A 19,276-nucleotide genomic window follows, 5' to 3' on the forward strand; every position below is an offset into this window, starting at 1 on the left:
GTAAACCATGAATAAATTAATGATACGCGGGGCAGCGCTGTTTTTTCTGCTGATGGTATCGCAGGGCGCCAATGCGATTGGTTGGGTGGGCGCGAGCGGAATCTGTGTTTCCGGTGGGAAGAACACTATTCAGTACAGCCTGTACTGTGACTGGAAACCAGATACCGGGGCTTATTACGGTAATGGCCAGACGGTTAGTTTTTTGATGGCACAGGGGGGAAATACCGGGGATAGTAAAGCGTATGTGCCGAAAAGCGGTTACTACATCACTAAAGTTTACTGGTGTACCTATCCGGATACGATGGATACCTGCAGTAAGGCGAAAGGTTCCATCATACTGGTTGGGGACAGAGTCTGGCTGGAGCAATCCAAATCGTTTGATGAGCAAAGAATCTTTTATCATGATCAGACCAAAAAATCACCTTCTGCCGGTAGTTACTGTTTCACAATAGAAGATACTGAAACAGGCTATGAATACCGGGGCAATATGGGATATGGCCCGGATAACCGGGGGAAATTCTGCGGGGATGCTTATAAATTACCCGTCGAACCACCAAAATGCACCCTGAACAGCGGTGCAGACCTGGATGTTCAGCTGGGAAAATTAGAACGCACGGATATTGCCGTTAAATCCGGGACAACAACCCCGGTGACAAAAGATATCGCCATTAAATGTGACGGTAATATTGTCTATAACGCCAATATGAAACTGGAATTCACCCCGATCTCCGTCAGCAATGAACAGGTGATCAGCACCAGCACCACCGGATTGGGTGTTGCTGTGTTATATAACGGAAAAGCCATTCAGCCCGGACAAACGTTTCCGATCAGTTATCAGCCCGGTATTCATACTCTGACGCTGGGGTTTGAGGCGGTACGCGACCCGGCAATGGCCGCCGCGGATCTGAAAACCGGGGATTTCACCGCCAGTGCGGTACTGGTTTTCACCGAGCAGTAATCACAGTTTGATACTGCGGAAGCGCGCCACATTACTGGCGGTATATAACACGGTGTGCTGAATATTGCGGTGGCCGAGATAATCCTGAATTAACCGGGTATCTGTTCCTCTGTCCGCTAATGCATAACCGCAGGCATGGCGCAGCATATGAGGGTGTGCCGCAATATTCAGATCGGCGGACAATCCGCTGTCGCGGATAATCCGGAATATCTGCTGGCGGGATAAACGGCCGCCTTTGCGGGAAAGAAAAAGCCAGGGTTCGGCATAATGTTCAGATGTATTCCGCTGTTCCAGCCACTGTGTCAGTAATTCATATTCCAGTGACTGTAATGGCTGATTGGTACTTAATCCGTTTTTCAGCCGGGTAATATGAATGGTTTTTTCATTGATATTAATATCACTGAGCATTAATCCGGTCAGTTCACTGGCGCGTAATCCGTGACTGAAACAAACCGCAATCAGACATTGATTGCGGAGATGGTTAATTGAGTCAGGTAATGATGATATTAAGGAATGAACCTCCTGTTCACTCAGGTGTTTTCGTTCTTTCATGGGAATATTCAGTCTGGTAATTATAGTCAGGTTTGGTTCTTTTTTCGACGTTATCACAGAATAAACGGATGACCTATTTTTCATCATCATAATGATAATGCTGTAAAAAAGTAAAATTGATCATGTATTGTTGATTTATCTGAAGATAATAAACCGAGCGTGTTACTTATTTTTTATATCATCGTTATATATTCAATTTTATGTATTTTTTATGTTTCATTTATCTGTGGAGTATTTATTGTTAATCAGTGTTATTTTTTATTTTTGTTAATGAAATAAATTTGATTTTATTTAAACAATAAATACTTTTTTGTTCTTATTGGTTTCCGGAATATATTTCCGGATGATTTTATTTCTGAAGGTAATTAATATGACAGAGATTCAATCCTGCCGGGACATGGTACGGGTAAACCGCGCTGTCGGTGACCGGATTTTTTGCAGACGAAAAGCGCTGGGGTATTCCGGGCAGCAGCTCGCAGCTTACCTGGGAATCAGTCAGCAGCAATTATCCCGTTATGAACGGGGACAAAGCCGGATTAATGTGGGGATGCTGGTCAGGGCGGCAGATATTTTACAGACACCGGTCGGCTGGTTTTTTGCCGGGTGTCAGGACAACTCTTTATATGAAGAAAGTCTCAGCATTCAGTCGGATATTTATACGGCAGCATCGGTGGTATTAAAAACAGAATATCTCTGCTGAGAGAAAGCGGCTCCGCCGGTAGTGCGGAGCCTCAGATTGTTGGCAAAGTCCGGGAGAAAACAGGCCGGGATTTTGTCAGCAATCTTATGTCAGACAATCAGCTCTTTTTCACAAACTCAGATTTCAGTTTCATCTGACCAAAGCCGTCGATTTTACAATCGATATTGTGGTCACCTTCCACTAAACGGATGCCTTTGACTTTTGTGCCGATTTTCAGCATGGATGAGCTGCCTTTGACTTTCAGGTCTTTAATGACTGTCACGGCATCGCCGTCTGCCAGTAAATTACCGTTGGCGTCTTTGACAATCAGCTCGTCACTTTCTGCTGCCGGTTCAGCATCATTCCACTCGTGGGCACATTCAGGGCACACATACATTGCACCGTCTTCATAGGTGTATTCAGAATTACATTTCGGACATGAAGGTAATGACATAATGAGACTCTCAGATTTTCACAATGGGGAGCAGCAAATTGTCACACGATGGGGTGATATTTGCCCGTGGTTATGTGCACTGTCTTCAGTGCGGCCGCCAGTATAGCGGGATTGGCACCTTTTTGCAGCTTTTACCGGATAAAGAGTGTGGTTATCGCCTTTTCCGGCCCCGGACAATACACAGGTAAATAACGCAATAACAGCCTCCGGTTTCCTGAAAAATCCGCCAGTGCTGATAATCACCGGAGTTTATCTTTTTTTTCGGAATAAGTACTCAGGGGGAGTACATAATTACGCCGCGGACTCTTATATATTGAAACTGCATTATTTTAATAACCGGTTTCTGACTTTTTTATTTATTTGTCTGTGGCTCATCAGGAGTGAAATATGCGTAACGTTATCCGTTCTTTATTATTGTCTGCGGCGCTCGTGGCCGGGTCGTTAAATAGCGCCTTTGCCGATCCGCATTTAAATTTTGCCTGGCCGGTAAATGTGGGGCCGCTGAATCCGCATCAGTATGCGCCGAATCAGATGGCCGGACAAACGATGGTGTATGAGCCGCTGGTCCGTTATATGAATGACGGAACCGTAAAGCCGTGGCTGGCGGAATCATGGACGGTATCGGATGACGGCAAAACCTATATTTTCACTCTGCGTGATGATGTGAAATTCTCCAATGGCGAGATATTTGATGCCGCTGCGGCCAAAGCAAACTTTGATGCCATTCTGGCAAACCGCGAGCGCCACGCCTGGCTTGAACTGGCCAATCAGATTACGGCAGTTGAGGATATCGCACCGAATCAGTTAAAAATCACCCTGAAAGATGCTTATTATCCTATTTTACAGGAGCTGGCGTTACCGCGTCCGTTCCGCTTTATTGCGCCGTCACAGTTTAAAGACGGCGGCACCAAAGACGGTATTATTAAACCGATCGGTACCGGCCCGTGGATATTAACGGAATCCCGTCTGAGTGAGAAAGATGAATTTATCCGTAACGAATCATACTGGGGTAAAAAACCGGTTTATGAATCCGTTACGTTTAAAGTGATTCCGGATCCGAATACCCGCGCCGTGGCATTTGAAGCCGGTGAGGTGGATTTATTATATGGCACGGACGGCATTATTTATCCGGACACCTATCAGCGCTTTAAAAATATGCCGGGCTATACCACCAAACTCTCGGCACCACTGGAATCACTGGTGCTGGCCATCAATACCAAAACCGGTCCGACCCGGGATTTAGCTGTGCGCAAAGCCATTAATCATGCGGTTGATAAAGATAAAATGATTGAAAAGGTACTGTATGGCACGCAATTAAAAGCTGACACCCTTTTTTCAGAAAATGTGCCGTATGCAGACGCGGGTTTAACACCGTATGCCTATAACGTTGAGGAAGCGAAATCCCTGCTGGAAAATGCCGGCTGGAAAGCGAAAACCGAAAACGGTATCCGTGAAAAAGATGGCGAAGCGCTGGTGGTGGAGCTGAATTTTGTCGGTACCGATGCGGTGGCGAAGTCGATTTCTGAGGTGGTTCAGGCTGATCTGCGCCGTGCCGGGATTGATGTGAAACTGGTCGGGGAAGAGGAAAGCAGTATCTACTCGCGCCAGAAAGATGGTCGTTTCGGGATGATTTTTAACGGCACCTGGGGAGCGCCGTTTGACCCGCATGCGTTTGTCAGCTCTATGCGTATTCCGTCCCATGCCGATTATCAGGCACAGCAGGGACTGGCGGATAAAGCGGAAATTGATGCCAAAATCACACAGGTGCTGACCACCTCGGATGAAAAACAGCGCCGTGCGCTGTATCACGACATCCTGACCCGTCTGCACGAAGAAGCGGTTTATCTGCCGCTGACCTACATTACCGCCATCGCGGTGGCAAAACCGGAAATCGGCGATGTGCCGTTCAGCGCGATGTCGAATGAGATCCCGTTTGATCAGCTGACACCGGCTGCGAAGTAACAGGTCTGCGATTATGATGCGATTTATTTTCCGGCGGGTACTGCTGCTGATCCCGATGCTGCTCGGTACCTCGCTGTTTATCTTTCTGATCCTGCGCCTGGGGCCGTCTGACCCTGCGCTGGATTATCTGCGGTTATCCAAAATTCCGCCGACCCCGCAGGCAGTGGAAAGCGCCCGCGAGCTTCTTGGTCTCGATAAGCCGGTCATGACCCAGTATTTTCACTGGCTGTCTGACGCGCTGCATCTGGATTTTGGTATCTCTTATGCCACACAGAAGCCGGTGCTGCCGGATCTGCTCTATTTTCTGCCCGCCACACTGCAACTGGCGGGGCTGGCACTGGCGCTGACTATTATTTTGTCTGTGCCGATGGGGATGCTGGCGGCACGTTACCGTGAAAAATGGCCGGATCAGCTGGTGCGGGTGATTGCATTTATCGGGGTTTCCATGCCGAATTTCTGGCTGGGGTTCCTGCTGATCCTGCTGTTTTCCATTCATCTCGGCTGGCTGCCGCCGATGGGCAAAGGGGAAGCAAAACATCTGGTGATGCCGGTCATTGCTATCTCGCTGATGTCACTGGCAATTAATGCACGATTATTGCGGGCAAGCATGCTAGAGGTGGCCGGGCAGCGCCATGTCCGTTATGCGCGGCTGCGCGGGTTATCCGAAATGACGGTGGAGCGCTCGCATATTCTGCGCAACGCCTGGCTGCCGGTGATCACCGCGATTGGTATGCATATCGGGGAACTGCTCGGCGGCGCGCTGATTATCGAGAGTATTTTCAGCTGGCCGGGTGTGGGGCGCTATGCGGTCTCTGCCATTATGAACAGGGACTACCCGGTAATTCAGTGCTTTACCCTGCTGATGGTGGTGATTTTTGTCCTCTGTAACCTGATTGTGGATATTATTTATGCGATTGCGGATCCCCGTATCCGCCTCTCTGCGGAGGGTATCGAATGAGCGATATGATACTGAAAGCCCCTTCCGCCTGGCGGACACTCAGCCGGAATCTTCTGCTGTGGTTTGCGCTGGCTGTGGTGGCGCTGCTGGTACTGGCTATGATTGCCGGGCCGTGGATCTCCCCGCATGATCCGGATCTGGTGGAGTTATCCAACCGGCTTCAGGAACCGGATAGTCAGTACTGGCTCGGTACTGACCATCTCGGGCGTGATATTTTTTCCCGCCTGATTGCCGGGGCGCGGATTTCTCTCGGCACTGTAGCTATCACGTTGGTGATTATTATGACGCTCGGACTGGTGATCGGCGGTATTGCCGGGTTTACCGGCGGGCGGACGGATCAGATCATCATGCGGTTTACTGATGTGTTTCTGACATTCCCGACACTGGTGCTGGCACTGTTTTTAATCGGCATCCTCGGTACCGGGCTGACAAACGTGATTATCGCGATCGCGCTGTCACACTGGGCGTGGTATGCGCGGATTGTCCGCGGGATCATCCTCTCGCTGCGCCACCGGGAATTTCTGCTGGCGGCACGTCTGAGCGGAGCCGGAAATGTGCGGATCTTTCTCCGGCATCTGTTTCCGGCCACCATTTCTCAGCTGATCGTCCTGGCGACTCTGGATATCGGCCATATGATGCTGCATGTCTCCGGGCTGTCATTCCTCGGGCTGGGTGTGGCGGCTCCCACCGCAGAGTGGGGCGTGATGATCAGTGATGCCCGCCAGTTTGTCCGGACATCACCGATGCTGATTTTCTGGCCGGGTTTAATTTTATTTTTCAGTGTGATGGCGTTTAACATCCTCGGGGATGCACTGCGTGATCGTCTGGATCCGACACTGAGGGCCGGGACATGTCATTAAATCATTCTGTACTGGAGGTCAGTCATCTGTCGGCAGGGTATCTGCATAATAACCATGCCCATTTCCTGCTTTCTGATCTGTCATTTTCACTGCGGCGCGGCGAAGTGCTGGCGCTGGTCGGTGCGAGCGGCTCCGGCAAATCCATGACCTGCTCTGCGCTGCTGGATGTACTGCCGCCGGGCGTGCAGAAAACACAGGGCACTATTCTGCTGGACGGGCAGCCGGTCGCCGGGCAGGCCCTGCGCGGCAGGCAGGTGGCATCGATTATGCAGAACCCGCGCAGTGCATTTAATCCGGTGCGGACCATGCATCAGCATATTACCGAAACCCTGAAAGCAACCCGGCAGCCGCTGCATGACATTGATAAACGCATCCGTGATGTGCTGGCGGAAGTGGAACTCGGGGACAGTGAACATATCCTGAAGCTCTATCCGTTTGAGATGAGCGGCGGCATGTTACAGCGGATGATGATCGCGATTGCGATCCTCAGTGATGCACCATTTCTGTTTGCCGATGAGCCGACCACTGATCTGGATCTGGTGGTGCAGATGAAAATCCTTGATTTGCTGGATCATGTTGTGACTGACCGGCAGACCGGACTTCTGCTGATCACTCACGATATGGGCGTGGTGGCGCGTCTTGCCGATCAGGTGGCGGTGCTGTCAGACGGGAAAATTATTGAAACCGGATCGGCGGAGGATATTTTTGCCCGGCCGCGCTCGCCGGTGACCCGCAATCTTATTTCCGCGCATCTTTCACTGTATGGTCTGGAGCTTTCCGCATGACACTGATCTCTGTTGAACACCTGAGCAAAAGCTACCAAAGCCATTCACTGATGGGGGCGGGAAAACCGCGCTGTATTCTCGATGACATTTCCCTGACCCTGAATGAGGGCGAAACTGTTGCGCTTCTCGGGCGCAGCGGCTGCGGAAAAAGCACTCTGGCGCGCCAGATCTGCGGGCTGGAATATCCGGAAAAAGGGGATGTTTTCTACCGGGGGATGCCGGTGCGTAAACTGGACAAAAAACAGCGCCAGCAGTTCCGTTCGGAGATCCAGATGGTCTTTCAGGATCCGCCCGGGGCGGTTGATCCGCGTTTTACCCCGGAGCAGATTATTGCCGAACCGCTGAAATTGCTGACCTCACTGGATGAAACACAGCGCAAAGCCCGGATAGCCGAACTGCTGGACATGGTGGAACTGCCGCTGTCAGTACTCGGTAAACTACCGTCACAGGTCAGCGGCGGACAGTTACAGCGCATCTGTATTGCACGGGCGCTGGCCCCGGATCCGCGTCTGATCATCCTGGATGAAGCGGTATCAAACCTGGATATACATCTGCAGGCATCTCTGCTGACACTGCTCGGGCAGTTACAGAAAACGCAGGGGATTGCGTATCTGTTTGTCACACATGATTTGCGGCTGGTCAGCCGGTTTGCCGCGCGGGTGGTGGTCATGGATGAGGGCAAAATTGCCGAGACCTCACCGTATGGGTGCATTGAACAACTGCGCCATCCGGCATCACTGGCACTGAAAAATGCGGTGTTGCCGCCATTCCCGTCTTCTCACCGGCGAAAACCGGTATCTGTCTGATAACAATAAAAAAGCGCCGTGATATTAACAGGGCGCTTTTACTCATTATTTACGGTTTATGCTTTACCGGAGCAACTGCATTTGGCGGCAGTCTCTTTGTGATGGTGAGCATCAGGGTCACAACAGGCATCAATGGCTTTATTGATAATATCTGCGAGCTTATTGACGGTGGAAATAATTGAAGAAAGCTGTTCGCACACATCGCGGCAATCTGCATGTGAATGACCGTTATCCGGGATCACCGGCGGTGTCAGACTGTCACAGAGAATTTCCTGTAATACCAGCAGGAAGTTCGCGATACCGGTGGTGTAGATATAAGAGCGCCCGCCGGTCTGCTCTGCCAGCCGCTGATACTCCTTTGTCACCTTGTCTCTTTCCGCAATCGACGGGAAGCGGTCAAGGTTTTCCGGACGATCATCCGGGGTTCCCTGATAGGTATAAACTTTGACACCGTGAAGTTGCGCGACACCAATCGCCTCACTGTTTTTCGCGACAGCGGCATTGGTCAGTGTTCCGCCGCCGCCTTCCATCCCTTCATCACCCAGCACAAAAATGGCACGGCGGGCGCCGGGGCGCCAGTCAAAATATTTACTGGCATCAATAACCGCACGGCATAAGTCTTCCTTATTCCCGGCGTGATTACGACCATCGGCTTCGGTAAACGGTTTTCTGGCCTGTAAATTACCTTCGGGGGCACCTTTGTTAATCAGATAATCACTGACTGATTGATCAAACTTTGTGCCGGTCCAGGTGCCTTGAATACCCAGGAAAGTCGCCCGTAACTGAGACGGGCAGCGGGCAGCCGCTTTCTCTATCGCTGCGTCTATTTCACGGCTGAGATCGGCGGATTCATCTGACATTGAGCCGCTGGTATCAATAATCACCACCAAATCCAGTGCGATATCACTGTTACCGCCCATGACCTGCACAACCGGGTCAATACCGGCTGCCGGTGCAGACAGATCCTGTGTGTTGAGATCCTGATTCATTGTTTTTCCTCTGTGTTTATTGCAGGTGTGTGTTTTCTGTGCAATCTGTTGCGCAGAGGGGCAGTATCTTTTTATTTTTCAGGGATGTATTTCCCAAAAAATAACAGAATCAGTCTGTTTGTTGAGAGGGAGTCATGGCCCCGGTGACAGTGGCATGGCCGGGGCGGAAGGTGTGGTTATTTTTACAATAAGAAATCGGGTTTATTAATATTTTTATTTAAAAACAATAAATTATCTATATCCAGTAAGGTATGAACAGTATCTGAGGAATCATATTGTTTTCTGAGCTCGTTCAGGAAAACGATCAGTGAGATATCCAGTGCTGTGAGTATCCGGAACAGCAGGCTGACCGTCAGATTCCCTTTACCCAACTCATAGCGGGAAACCTGTTGCTGACTGATTTCAAGTGTAAAGCCTAACTTCTCACCGCTTATTTTTTTCAGCTTACGAAATCTGTACAGCACCTCCCCGATATTTTTATTGAGTAAATCTGAATCTATGCATTGATATTTCTGCACCATTTATCTCCGTAGATTAAATCTGTCATAACAGGAATGGTTGTTATTCCCGGTAAATAATTACCGGTTGTGTTTTTTGGTCTTATTAACATGTCTGGTGTTTTTTCGAAAAAAAGAATTGTGTATCTAATGATTAAAATTAAATAACACATGTTATTTTTTGATGCAAATATAATATTGGTATGTTTTATTATTTTCATAAATTTACAAACCTGGTATGTAATTTAATCGCTTTTATTTGATGCAGCGCAAAATATAAAGAATATCTCATGTTTTACATGAATTTTTTGTTGAAATTTTTTATTCGATCTCTTCGTGACATTGTCTGACAAGACATGTTAAGCAAATTGTGATCAGAAAATGCGTTATTTTGTCTGTGATAATGGACGTTTTTCAGTATATTCTGCCATCATCATAATAAGATAATATTTAATTATTGCCTGTTTTACAGCTATTTATATTGTTTTTATCATTTGGAGAGTGTGATGGCAGCGGCATTACTTAATTGTTAAATTTTTAACCCAAATATGTTGCGAAAACAAACATCTGTAACAAAGTTCTGTTTGTTTTAATTTCAATGCATTAAATTTTATGTAAATTGCCACAAAACAGTATTTTATGCTATTGTTAATCCAATTATAGATAAATAAAGAATAAACATTCCGTGGATTTTGTTACTAAGTAATGTTTACTTACATCTTTCATATTAATTCATTGAAATATCAGTTAAAAATAATCAAAACAATTTGTTAACATCAATATCATAAAAATATCTTACCTATCATCGTGGTTGTAATAATAGATAAACACACGTAATGTGTAACGTAAATATAACCTGATTTATTTCTTATAATAATATTGTTCTGCTGACTTTATATATTAATAAAGCCCGGGGAATTTTATTTAATTAATTTTTACATTTGTATCCTGCTTTTATTTTTACGCCGGGAGGCTTTCCCTTATGAAAAAATATAAATCTGTAAAAAGATTCGCATTGCCGGTATCTATTATACTGGGGTCGGGATTATATTCACTTCCCGGCATAGCGGATCCCTGCACATCGGTGACAGACGGCGACGGAAAAAAACACCTGACCTGCACCTCAACCATTTATTACTACAATTCCGGTGAGCATGGCGGAACGGCATTATCCGATTATGCGAGCGTGACCATCAATACGACTACGGGGGCCTCAACGTCACCACTTCAGGGTTGGGCGGTCTACGGGAACAGCAGCACCTATAATTTCAATGAGCTGAATATTGAAACCAGCGGCGCCAAATCTGATGGTATCGTGACAAAAAACGGTGCCAGTAAAATTAATATTGATAAGTTAACCATTAAAACCACCGGTTCTTCCGCAGATGGTCTGAACGTCGGCAAGGAAAGTAACGGCACTGTGATTACCGTGGGTGACGATGCTTATATTGATGCATACGGGATGGGGGTACGTGCTAACTCATCAACCACCGGCACAAATGAAAACCTGATCACTCTCGGGAAAAATGCCGTCATTATTTCGCACGAAGCCGGCAGTAACCTGGAGTTTCTGGGAAGTGAATTCGGTACCGGTTATGCGGTTTATGCCGGGAATACCAACTCTGCGGCAACCGGGGATGCCCGTGTGGTGATTGGCGACAACAGTACCATTGTGGCAAACGGCGGCTCAGCGCATGCGGTTTATGCCAACAAAGGCGGTATTATCGAACTTGGCTCAACGAATATCCGCGCCGAAGGTACGACGGCACACGGTGTTTATGCCGAAGCCGGATCGAAAAAGGTCGGTGGTGCAACAGTCACTGCGGGCAGTCAGGTGTATCTCGGCGGTGATACCACCATTAATGTGGTCAGTGACGGCCGGAAATTTGCCTTGTATGCCAAAGGAGCGGATTCACAGATATCCTCTTCTGATCGCCTGTCCGGTGACAGTATCCGCAGTGTATTCACCGTTGACGGTGATATGAAAGCAGAGACAAAAGGGATTATTGATCTGCAGATGGCGGATAACAGCCGGTTTACCGGCAGTACCAATTCACTCGAATATAACGCGGCGGGCGTACCAAATACGACCACAAACGGCACCATTAATCTGGATATTGCCGGTGCAAACAGCATCTGGAATATGACCGCTGATTCTGTGCTGTCAAACCTGACACTGACCGGTGCGACACTCCGTTATAACTCTCCGGACGATCTGACCAATCCGGACGCCTTTGTACCGAAAACACTGACCGTGGCTGGTGATTACACCGGTAACGGCGGGCACTTAATCCTCAATACTGTATTGAATGATGATAATTCACCGACAGATAAGTTACTGATCAAAGGTAATTCTGCCGGAACCACGACGGTCAGTTTTGTGAATATCGGCGGGCAGGGCGGGCTGACCATACTCAACGGTATTGAAGTTATCACCGTTGACGGTATTTCTGACGGTATATTCACTCAGAGCGGGCCGATTGTTGCGGGTGCATATGATTATTCTCTGGGACGCGGTAAAAACGGTAATGAAAAAAACTGGTATCTGACATCAGAATATACTCCGTCAAAACCGGATCCTGAGCCGGAGCCGGAACCAGAACCAGAACCAGAGCCGGAACCAAAGCCTGATCCCGATCCTGAACCGGAAAAACCAATTATAAAACCGCCGGTAAATCCGGCTATCCGCCCGGAAGCAGGGGGATATATCAGTAACCTGCAGATGGCGAATACCCTGTTTAATGTGCGTCTGCATGATCGCCTCGGTGAAACCCAATATACCGATGTGCTGACCGGTGAGCGTAAAGTCACCAGTCTGTGGCTGCGGAATGTGGCCGGGCACTCAGTGGTGAAAAGCGGTAATGGTCAGTTAAGAACCGGGACAAACCGATATGTGGCACAATTGGGCGGCGATATTGCACAGTGGTCTGATAATGATCTTAACCGTTATCATATCGGGCTGATGGCGGGATATGGCCGTATCAGCGGTAAAACCGCAAACAGTGTAAAAAGCACGGAATCAACCTCTCATGCTGACGGGTACAGCGTCGGGATATACGGCACTTACTACGCTAATGAGGCGGATAAAACCGGACTGTATGCTGACAGCTGGGTGCAGTACAACTGGTTTAAAAACCGGGTTGAAAGACGGGGATTAGCAGAAGAGAAATACGATTCTGACGGTATCACACTTTCTGCCGAAGCCGGGTACAGCGTTCTTATCAATGAAACACAGGGCAGTGAAGGCAGCATTAACCGCTGGTATATTCAGCCGAAAGCACAGGTGACCTATATGGGTGTGAAAATGGATACCCACACAGAGCGGGGCGGTACCCGCGTATCGGCGACCGGTGAAGGGAATATTCAGACCCGTCTCGGGGTAAGAGTGTACGGACTGGGACAGGCGTTGCAGGATAAAGACAATGATCGCCACTTCCAGCCATTTGCTGAAATTAACTGGCTGAATAACAGTAAGATGGCGGGTGTTTCTATGGACAATGAGTACGTCAGTCAGTCCGGCACCCGTAATATCGGTGAAATCAAGGTTGGGGTTGAAGGACAACTGACCCGCAATGCAGATATCTGGTTTAACGTGGCGCAGCAGGCCGGCAGTGATCACTACTCGGATACACAGGGTATGTTAGGTCTGAAATACCGCTTTTAACTGTCAGTAACATCCTGCCGGGATAACAGGAATACTGTTATCCCGGCTTTTTTGTGTCCGGCGCTGATAGTGACTTAATCATTACCCCAGCGGTTCAGAAATTCAGCAATATCATCGATACGCTGTTTATCGATACCGGCTTCAGCCGCCATCTTTTTCTGAGCTTCCTCACTGATCTCTTCATTGTTTGTCAGGCAGGTGATCAGTAACTGAAAATAGTGTGCCAGTCCGTCATATTCCTGCTCTTCAACCGGCTCTTCCGATTCCAGCGCGTACTCATCAGCGATATCGTAGTATTTATCCGGTACTATATTTTCCATAAATCCCTCCGGGGTTAATGCCGGTGTCAGTGGTGTGTATCACACCATTGTAGCCGATCCGGCTTCGTTTTCGCACCTTACCCGGCGCTCCATCGTTAAATAATACGCTCTTTCCGGAAACCGACGGCGACCAATACGTATACAGGATCAGGTTTCTTTTCTTGAAAGTTGTGATTTAAAAAAGGAATAAATGAGAGGAAAGATAAAAAACCGGAAAATCGCTCCTTAAAAATGATATCACTAATACAAATGTAACTGTATTAACCGACCGGTATGCGGCAAAGCAGAGAAATGAAATCACCTGTTGCGCCGGAAGGGCACAGGGTTGATTGTGGTTGCATCCGGCGAGGACAGGAAACCTGTTTTTACATGATCTCTTCCCTTTCTTCAGTACCGGTGTAAAGTAGAGTTTCCGGCCTTTCTTCTCCTGAAAAAAAGAGGTCATCTGACATGAAAAAGACACGTTATACCGAAGAACAGATCGCATTTGCCCTGAAACAGGCTGAAACCGGTACCCGGGTAGAGGAAGTGTGCAGAAAGATGGGTATTTCTGAAGCCACTTTTTACAATTGGAAGAAAAAATTCGGTGGTATGGGTGTGACGGAACTTCGCCGCCTGAAACAGCTTGAGGAAGAAAATCAGCGTCTGAAGCGCCTGGTGGCAGATCTGAGTCTGGACAAAGAGATGCTGCAGGAGGTCATCAAAAAAAAGTTCTGAGACCGGCCCAGAAGCGGGAAGCGGTAACCTGGCTGCTGGAGGCCTACCGTATCGGGCTGCGGCGTGGTTGCCGTCTGATGATGCAGAGCCGCACGGTCTACCACTATCGAAGCCGGCGTGACGACCGTGCAGTCACGCAGCGGATAAGGGAAATAGCGGAAACCCGCGTCCGTTACGGTGTGCAGCGTATACACATCCTGCTGCGCCGGGAAGGCTGGCTGATTAACCATAAGAAAACCCACCGTATTTATTGTCAGGAAGGGCTGAATCTGCGGACAAAGCGGCCCCGCCGACATGTCACAGCCAGGCACAGACAGGAGCGTCCGGCAGTGACGGCAGCCGATCAGTGCTGGAGTATGGATTTCGTTGCTGATAATCTGTTCAACGGGCGCCGGATCCGGGCGCTGACTGTAGTCGATAATTTTAGTCGGGAATGTCTGGCGATAGAAGTTGGACAGGGTCTGCGGGGTGACGATGTGGTTGCGGTAATGGCGCGTCTGAAGCAGTTACAGCATCGCGTTCCCGAACGGTTTCAGACCGACAACGGCAGCGAATTTATCTCAAAGGCGCTGGATAAATGGGCATATGAAAACGGGGTAACGATGGACTTCTCCCGGCCCGGAAAGCCGACGGACAATGCGTTAATCGAATCCTTTAATGGTAGCTTCCGTGACGAGTGTCTGAACGTTCACTGGTTCTTGTCGCTGGAAGATGCGCAGGAAAAGATCGAGTGCTGGCGGCAGGAATATAACCGGCAAAGACCCCATTCCTCGTTAAATAACCAGACTCCGGAGGAATTCATCCGAAGTCTGCAAAAAGGTCCGGATCTCTGATTTAACCTGGCGCTGATTTTGGGAGGAGATCAAAAGGTCCGGATCTCTGATTTAACCTGGCGCTGATTTTGGGAGGAGATCATCAGGGCAGAAAATCTAATTATAGTTGTTCCATTTTAAGGGAAGTGGACAGAGAAGCCATTCTAATCAGAACTATTCTAGATACTTGTAAGTTAGTAATAAGATATTTTTGCTGATTATATCCATCAAATTGTGAGTAATGAGGCATTTAAAGCTATATATAAATTCATTATGTTTTTTTATATCTTTTTTTTAGATAGAAGTATTTTTTTATTTTAAATCAATTGGTTGTAATGATATTTAATTGATTGACGGAATAAAATATATTCACTAATATAGAGCAATGCGTATATGGTATTATATTTTTATACTTAATCTATATGGACTATATTAGTTTATTTAATTAAAATTAAAGAGCAATATTAGGTTGGTTGTTTTTAAACTTATTTTTTATAAACTTAGCTATCGTAAGTTTAAGTATACGTAAATACTATTTAATTATAAAAATTACAAAAGATATATATATAAGGTTTCGCAGAGTTATATTTATATAGAGGCATTTTATGTTAAAAGATATAAAGAATTTAAGGCTTATTGCTCCATCTTTATTCCCTGAGAATTCTTGGAGTGAAGCTGAAGTTTTCGGTGCCATGGTATGGCTTTGGAATAAACATTCTAAATATAAATTAACAGCTATAGATGTTGCTAGTGAAAGTCTACTTGCTATTATTAGGTCAAATAATTTTGCACTTGTTGTGATAGATAATAAGCCTATTGGTTATATTAACTGGGCTTACATGAATGATAATGAGTCAAATGATTATATAAATAATAGGATGACCTATATAGAAGCAGTAGGAAAAATAGAAAAATCAGAAAGTAAAAAAACATGGGTATTATCTTGGTTTGTTCCTGAATCTACAAATTATAATAAATCAGTAGCTAAAAATAATCTTCTCATCAAAAGAATAGCTAAAGAAGTTATTTTTTCTGAGGAAATAGTATATGTAATTTGGCATCATCACAAAAAAAGAAATATAGTAAAGAAATTTAAGGGGTTGAGTGTGAATAAAATTTAATTTTTGATACAAGTCTATTTGTAATCGATACCCCTGTAATTTTTTATGGGCAATTAAATGATTTGGAAAGAATAAGAGAAATTAATCATGATAAAATCATCCAGTAATATACGAAGCTTTGTATCCTACAATAATAGTGAGCATTATAAAATAACCCATATCTGTCACCCCTACAATCTTAAGGTTTTAACATCTGCAATAATTATTTCTCTTTTTGCTGTTGGTAATAAATCCTATGCTCAAGAATGTAGTTCTAGTACAAATGGTAGCTATATTCCTACTAATTTAGCTGCTTGTACTATTAATCCAGATAATAACCCAAAGTTTGATAGTATAAATGGCATCATCAATCTCGACAATACTGGTTTCTTTATTATGAATAGAAACCTTAGCAACTCAGATACCAATGTGAATGGTGATTTAAAAGTTAGAGCATTGAATGAGAAAGGACAATTTGCTGCAATAGCTAATCAGTATCGTTCAAATAAAAATTTGAATCTTAATAATGTTGATATTGAATATAATTCCAATGGTAATTCAGTTGGTTTAGATACAAACACACTGAATAATATTACAGCCAACGATGTTACTCTTAAGGCTCATGTACAGAAGAATAGTAAGGAAGTTTATGGACTATTAGCTGGTTCATCGATAAATTCTGGTGAGAAAGATACAAGTAATAATGGTAAATATTCATCTATTAAAGTCAATAATTTAACTATTAATCAATCAGCTGAAAAAGGAAAAGTAGGACCTACTCTGAATGCAGGCCTTCGTAGTATTCAGGGAGCAACTGATGATACCAATGGTAGTGCAGGAAAGATTATTATTAATGGTACACTTAATATGAATCTGACGGGCGAGCGTATGGAAGGAATCTATGTATCTGGTTCGGCGGAGGACAATAGTGGGAATGAAGCCGTTTCTCAGGTAGTGCTTAAAGGTGACAGTAATATTATACTAAACCAGATTAATAATTTTGATAATCAAAGTAGTGCGATAAAAATAGGTAAGAGTCGAGCTGTCGGTACTGGTAAAGGGGCTGTTTATTCGGAAGGGTCTATGAATATTGACTCCTCCGCTGCTGTTGGTGATGCTATTAAATTATATGGCAGTGGTTCGTTACTAAAAGCTGATTACGCCAACAGTAAGATACAAATTAAAGCAAATAAGAGTGCAATTATTGTAGGTGGAAGTGATTGGCAAGAACCAGCAAATCATCAAAGTTCTGATAATGCTGTCTATTTGAAAGATGCGAAACTGGAGTCAATCACTAGTACTGCTTCTCTTATAAAGATTTATGATAATCAAAAGAACTTTACATTTAGTGTTGTGGGTGATGAAACTGATATTGTAGCATCCGAGAATGGTTGGTTAATGGAAATTGGAGCTGGAGAAAATATTAAAATCGAAGGTGACACGCATGCTTTATTTTCTGGGCAAGGCTCTATGCGAGGAATGACGACAATAAATGGTTCTCGGCTTGATATGAACCTGACTGATGGTTTTACATGGAATCTACAAAAACGAGATACGGATACAACTACTTCTTTTAGTACTTTGTCGATGCAAAATGGTGCTATTGTTAATGCTTTTGATTTATTAAATACATCGGAATTCACTATGAAAGGTGATATTCATTCATCATTTTCTACTATTAACATGAGTAATGGTATTATTGGTGATGAATTAACAATCTTGGGTAATTACACTGGTGATAATGCTCGTTTACTGATAGATTCCCGTTGGGATAATCCTGATCTTCAGCAGACTGATCACTTAATTATTACTGGTACCTCAAGTGGTATGACTGTTGTATCTGTTCCTGAGGGAATTATCGGGGATGTAACGCAAGGCGATTTACCAAAAAATGGACAATGGCAAACACCTGTAGTGTCAGTACGGGGTGATGATCAGCAGAAACCAAAAACTTTTTCTGGGGTAGCAGAAACTACTAATGCTGGTCAGGCTCAATTAGTCCAACGGAATTCTGATAATGGAGAAAGTAATTATTACTGGACATTGGCTGCTATGCCTCCGAGTCCGAATCCGAATCCAGACCCAAATCCGAATCCTACTCCTATCTATACTCTAGGCACATCTGGCTATGTACAAATGTCTCGCATAAACCGTGAAATGGGGCTGGATCAATTGGGTAAGCTACATGAACGTATTGGAGAACGCCAGACATGGGTCTGGGATGACTGTGGGCAACGCTGCGGTCAATACCGACAAAAAGTGGTGGATAGTGAGCGTCCTTATCCGATTTGGGGTCGAATGAGTTATTCTGACCTCAAAGAACAAGGTAATAACCGATTTGGGTATACTACCAAGAGAGGCTTTTTTCAATTTGGGACAGATCTTAGAGTTAATACTGATGAAGATAGTAACCATCAGCATTTGGGAATAATGTTCAGCTATAGTCATGGTAAACATGATTTTTATGATAAGTATCGGGCACAGGATGGGGTCGTAACCAATCAAAAACAGGTAGGTAGCGGTACTAGTGATATGTACTCACTGGGAACTTATAGTACATGGTACCAGGCCAACGGTACATACCTTGATCTTGTAGGCAATATCTCAGGCATTCATAACAATTACGAGAGTGCTAGTGGACAGACCAGTCAGAATGGCTACGGAGTAGGCGCTTCTGCAGAGATTGGACGCCCATGGCAGTTGGGAGATAGTCACTGGCAAATTGAACCACAAGCTCAGATATCTTATCAATACGTTTACTTAAATGATTTTAACGACGATGTTCGTATGGTCGATGGACAGAGTGGTGGAACTATGCGTGGACGAATCGGGGCTCGCTTGGCATATAACCAAAATAATGATCAAGAACGGACGAATACCTTCTATGTGACAGCTAATATACTACATGACCTCTCAGGTAATGAATCAAAAGCCAAAATAGGACGGGATGATTTGCGAGAGACCTACAAACGAACCTGGGGAGAATTAGGTGCAGGAGCACAGTTACCATTAGGTAAAGCTACCTATTTATTTGGTGACATGCGTTACGCGCATTCATTCGGTAGTAGCACCCAGGTGTTCCGAGGTAACGATACAGCTCGCGAAAATATTAGTGGTCATATTGGACTTCGCTATAGTTGGTAAGGCAGAGAAATAGCTGTAA

Annotated in this window: 16 protein-coding genes; 11 read left to right on the top strand and 5 right to left on the bottom strand. The window is 45.6% G+C overall.

The features are described 5' to 3' along the window. The first annotated feature begins 7 nt into the window (after positions 1–7). Positions 8–958 carry a fimbrial protein gene (locus tag AB7038_RS04305; protein ID WP_369452827.1) on the top strand — a complete coding sequence of 317 codons (951 nt, stop codon included), beginning with the start codon at positions 8–10 and terminating at the stop codon, positions 956–958. Here AB7038_RS04305 and AB7038_RS04310 read toward each other — a convergent pair whose 3' ends face one another. Further along, complete coding sequence (locus tag AB7038_RS04310) at positions 959–1,510, bottom strand: tyrosine-type DNA invertase (RefSeq protein ID WP_349419048.1); 552 nt, start codon at positions 1,508–1,510, stop codon at positions 959–961. 370 nt (positions 1,511–1,880) lie between these two features. Here AB7038_RS04310 and AB7038_RS04315 point away from each other — a divergent pair, with 370 nt between their 5' ends. After that, positions 1,881–2,210, top strand: coding sequence for a helix-turn-helix domain-containing protein (locus tag AB7038_RS04315; RefSeq protein ID WP_368889902.1), 330 nt, complete (start codon positions 1,881–1,883; stop codon positions 2,208–2,210). A gap of 97 nt (positions 2,211–2,307) precedes the next feature. On the opposite strand, the gene AB7038_RS04320 is transcribed toward AB7038_RS04315, so the two are convergent. Next, entirely contained in the window at positions 2,308–2,643 is a 336-nt protein-coding gene (locus tag AB7038_RS04320; protein WP_004234936.1) for a zinc ribbon domain-containing protein YjdM, read from the bottom strand. Positions 2,644–3,030: 387 nt separating this feature from the next. Between AB7038_RS04320 and nikA the strand changes: the two genes are divergently transcribed. Genes nikA through nikE form a run of 5 tightly spaced genes read left to right on the top strand, consistent with a single transcriptional unit; the run spans position 3,031 to position 8,014 of the window. Then, positions 3,031–4,605: a nickel ABC transporter substrate-binding protein gene (gene nikA, locus AB7038_RS04325; protein WP_369452828.1), complete on the top strand. Its 1,575-nt coding sequence runs from the start codon at positions 3,031–3,033 to the stop codon at positions 4,603–4,605. Positions 4,606–4,618: 13 nt separating this feature from the next. Beyond that, positions 4,619–5,563 carry a nickel ABC transporter permease subunit NikB gene (gene nikB, locus AB7038_RS04330; protein ID WP_072869082.1) on the top strand — a complete coding sequence of 315 codons (945 nt, stop codon included), beginning with the start codon at positions 4,619–4,621 and terminating at the stop codon, positions 5,561–5,563. Positions 5,564–5,568: 5 nt separating this feature from the next. Continuing rightward, entirely contained in the window at positions 5,569–6,423 is an 855-nt protein-coding gene (gene nikC / locus AB7038_RS04335) for a nickel ABC transporter permease subunit NikC (RefSeq protein WP_214178347.1), read from the top strand. Continuing rightward, a complete protein-coding gene (nikD, locus tag AB7038_RS04340; RefSeq protein WP_369452829.1) occupies positions 6,414–7,208 on the top strand; it encodes a nickel import ATP-binding protein NikD in 795 nt (264 codons plus the stop codon). The genes nikC and nikD overlap by 10 nt, the downstream gene beginning before the upstream one ends. Beyond that, positions 7,205–8,014, top strand: a complete 810-nt coding sequence (gene nikE / locus AB7038_RS04345) for a nickel import ATP-binding protein NikE (protein ID WP_368898945.1) — start codon at positions 7,205–7,207, stop codon at positions 8,012–8,014. The genes nikD and nikE overlap by 4 nt, the downstream gene beginning before the upstream one ends. A gap of 56 nt (positions 8,015–8,070) precedes the next feature. On the opposite strand, the gene AB7038_RS04350 is transcribed toward nikE, so the two are convergent. Both AB7038_RS04350 and AB7038_RS04355 read right to left on the bottom strand, forming a co-directional pair. Next, entirely contained in the window at positions 8,071–9,003 is a 933-nt protein-coding gene (locus AB7038_RS04350) for a VWA domain-containing protein (RefSeq protein WP_369452830.1), read from the bottom strand. Positions 9,004–9,185: 182 nt separating this feature from the next. Continuing rightward, positions 9,186–9,524: a helix-turn-helix domain-containing protein gene (locus AB7038_RS04355; protein WP_004234954.1), complete on the bottom strand. Its 339-nt coding sequence runs from the start codon at positions 9,522–9,524 to the stop codon at positions 9,186–9,188. Between the two features lie 1,060 nt (positions 9,525–10,584). Between AB7038_RS04355 and AB7038_RS04360 the strand changes: the two genes are divergently transcribed. Beyond that, a complete protein-coding gene (locus AB7038_RS04360; RefSeq protein ID WP_369452831.1) occupies positions 10,585–13,164 on the top strand; it encodes an autotransporter outer membrane beta-barrel domain-containing protein in 2,580 nt (859 codons plus the stop codon). 74 nt (positions 13,165–13,238) lie between these two features. On the opposite strand, the gene AB7038_RS04365 is transcribed toward AB7038_RS04360, so the two are convergent. Then, positions 13,239–13,484 (bottom strand): DUF2543 family protein, encoded by a 246-nt coding sequence (locus tag AB7038_RS04365; RefSeq protein ID WP_004241511.1) that lies wholly within the window; start codon positions 13,482–13,484, stop codon positions 13,239–13,241. 450 nt (positions 13,485–13,934) lie between these two features. On the opposite strand from AB7038_RS04365, the gene AB7038_RS04370 reads away from it, so the two are divergent. From AB7038_RS04370 to AB7038_RS04380, 3 genes are all read left to right on the top strand, one after another. Further along, a protein-coding gene (locus tag AB7038_RS04370) for an IS3 family transposase (RefSeq protein WP_155251731.1) occupies positions 13,935–15,034 on the top strand; the annotation gives its coding sequence in 2 pieces (ribosomal slippage) (positions 13,935–14,187 and positions 14,187–15,034; 1,101 coding nt in all). A gap of 584 nt (positions 15,035–15,618) precedes the next feature. After that, entirely contained in the window at positions 15,619–16,134 is a 516-nt protein-coding gene (locus tag AB7038_RS04375; RefSeq protein WP_036424029.1) for a toxin-activating lysine-acyltransferase, read from the top strand. 87 nt (positions 16,135–16,221) lie between these two features. After that, positions 16,222–19,257, top strand: a complete 3,036-nt coding sequence (locus AB7038_RS04380) for an autotransporter family protein (RefSeq protein WP_036424026.1) — start codon at positions 16,222–16,224, stop codon at positions 19,255–19,257. Positions 19,258–19,276 lie beyond the last annotated feature (19 nt).

Origin of the sequence: Morganella morganii, from assembly GCF_041099235.1 — a bacterium.
In the GTDB taxonomy this organism is placed as follows: domain Bacteria; phylum Pseudomonadota; class Gammaproteobacteria; order Enterobacterales; family Enterobacteriaceae; genus Morganella; species Morganella morganii_E.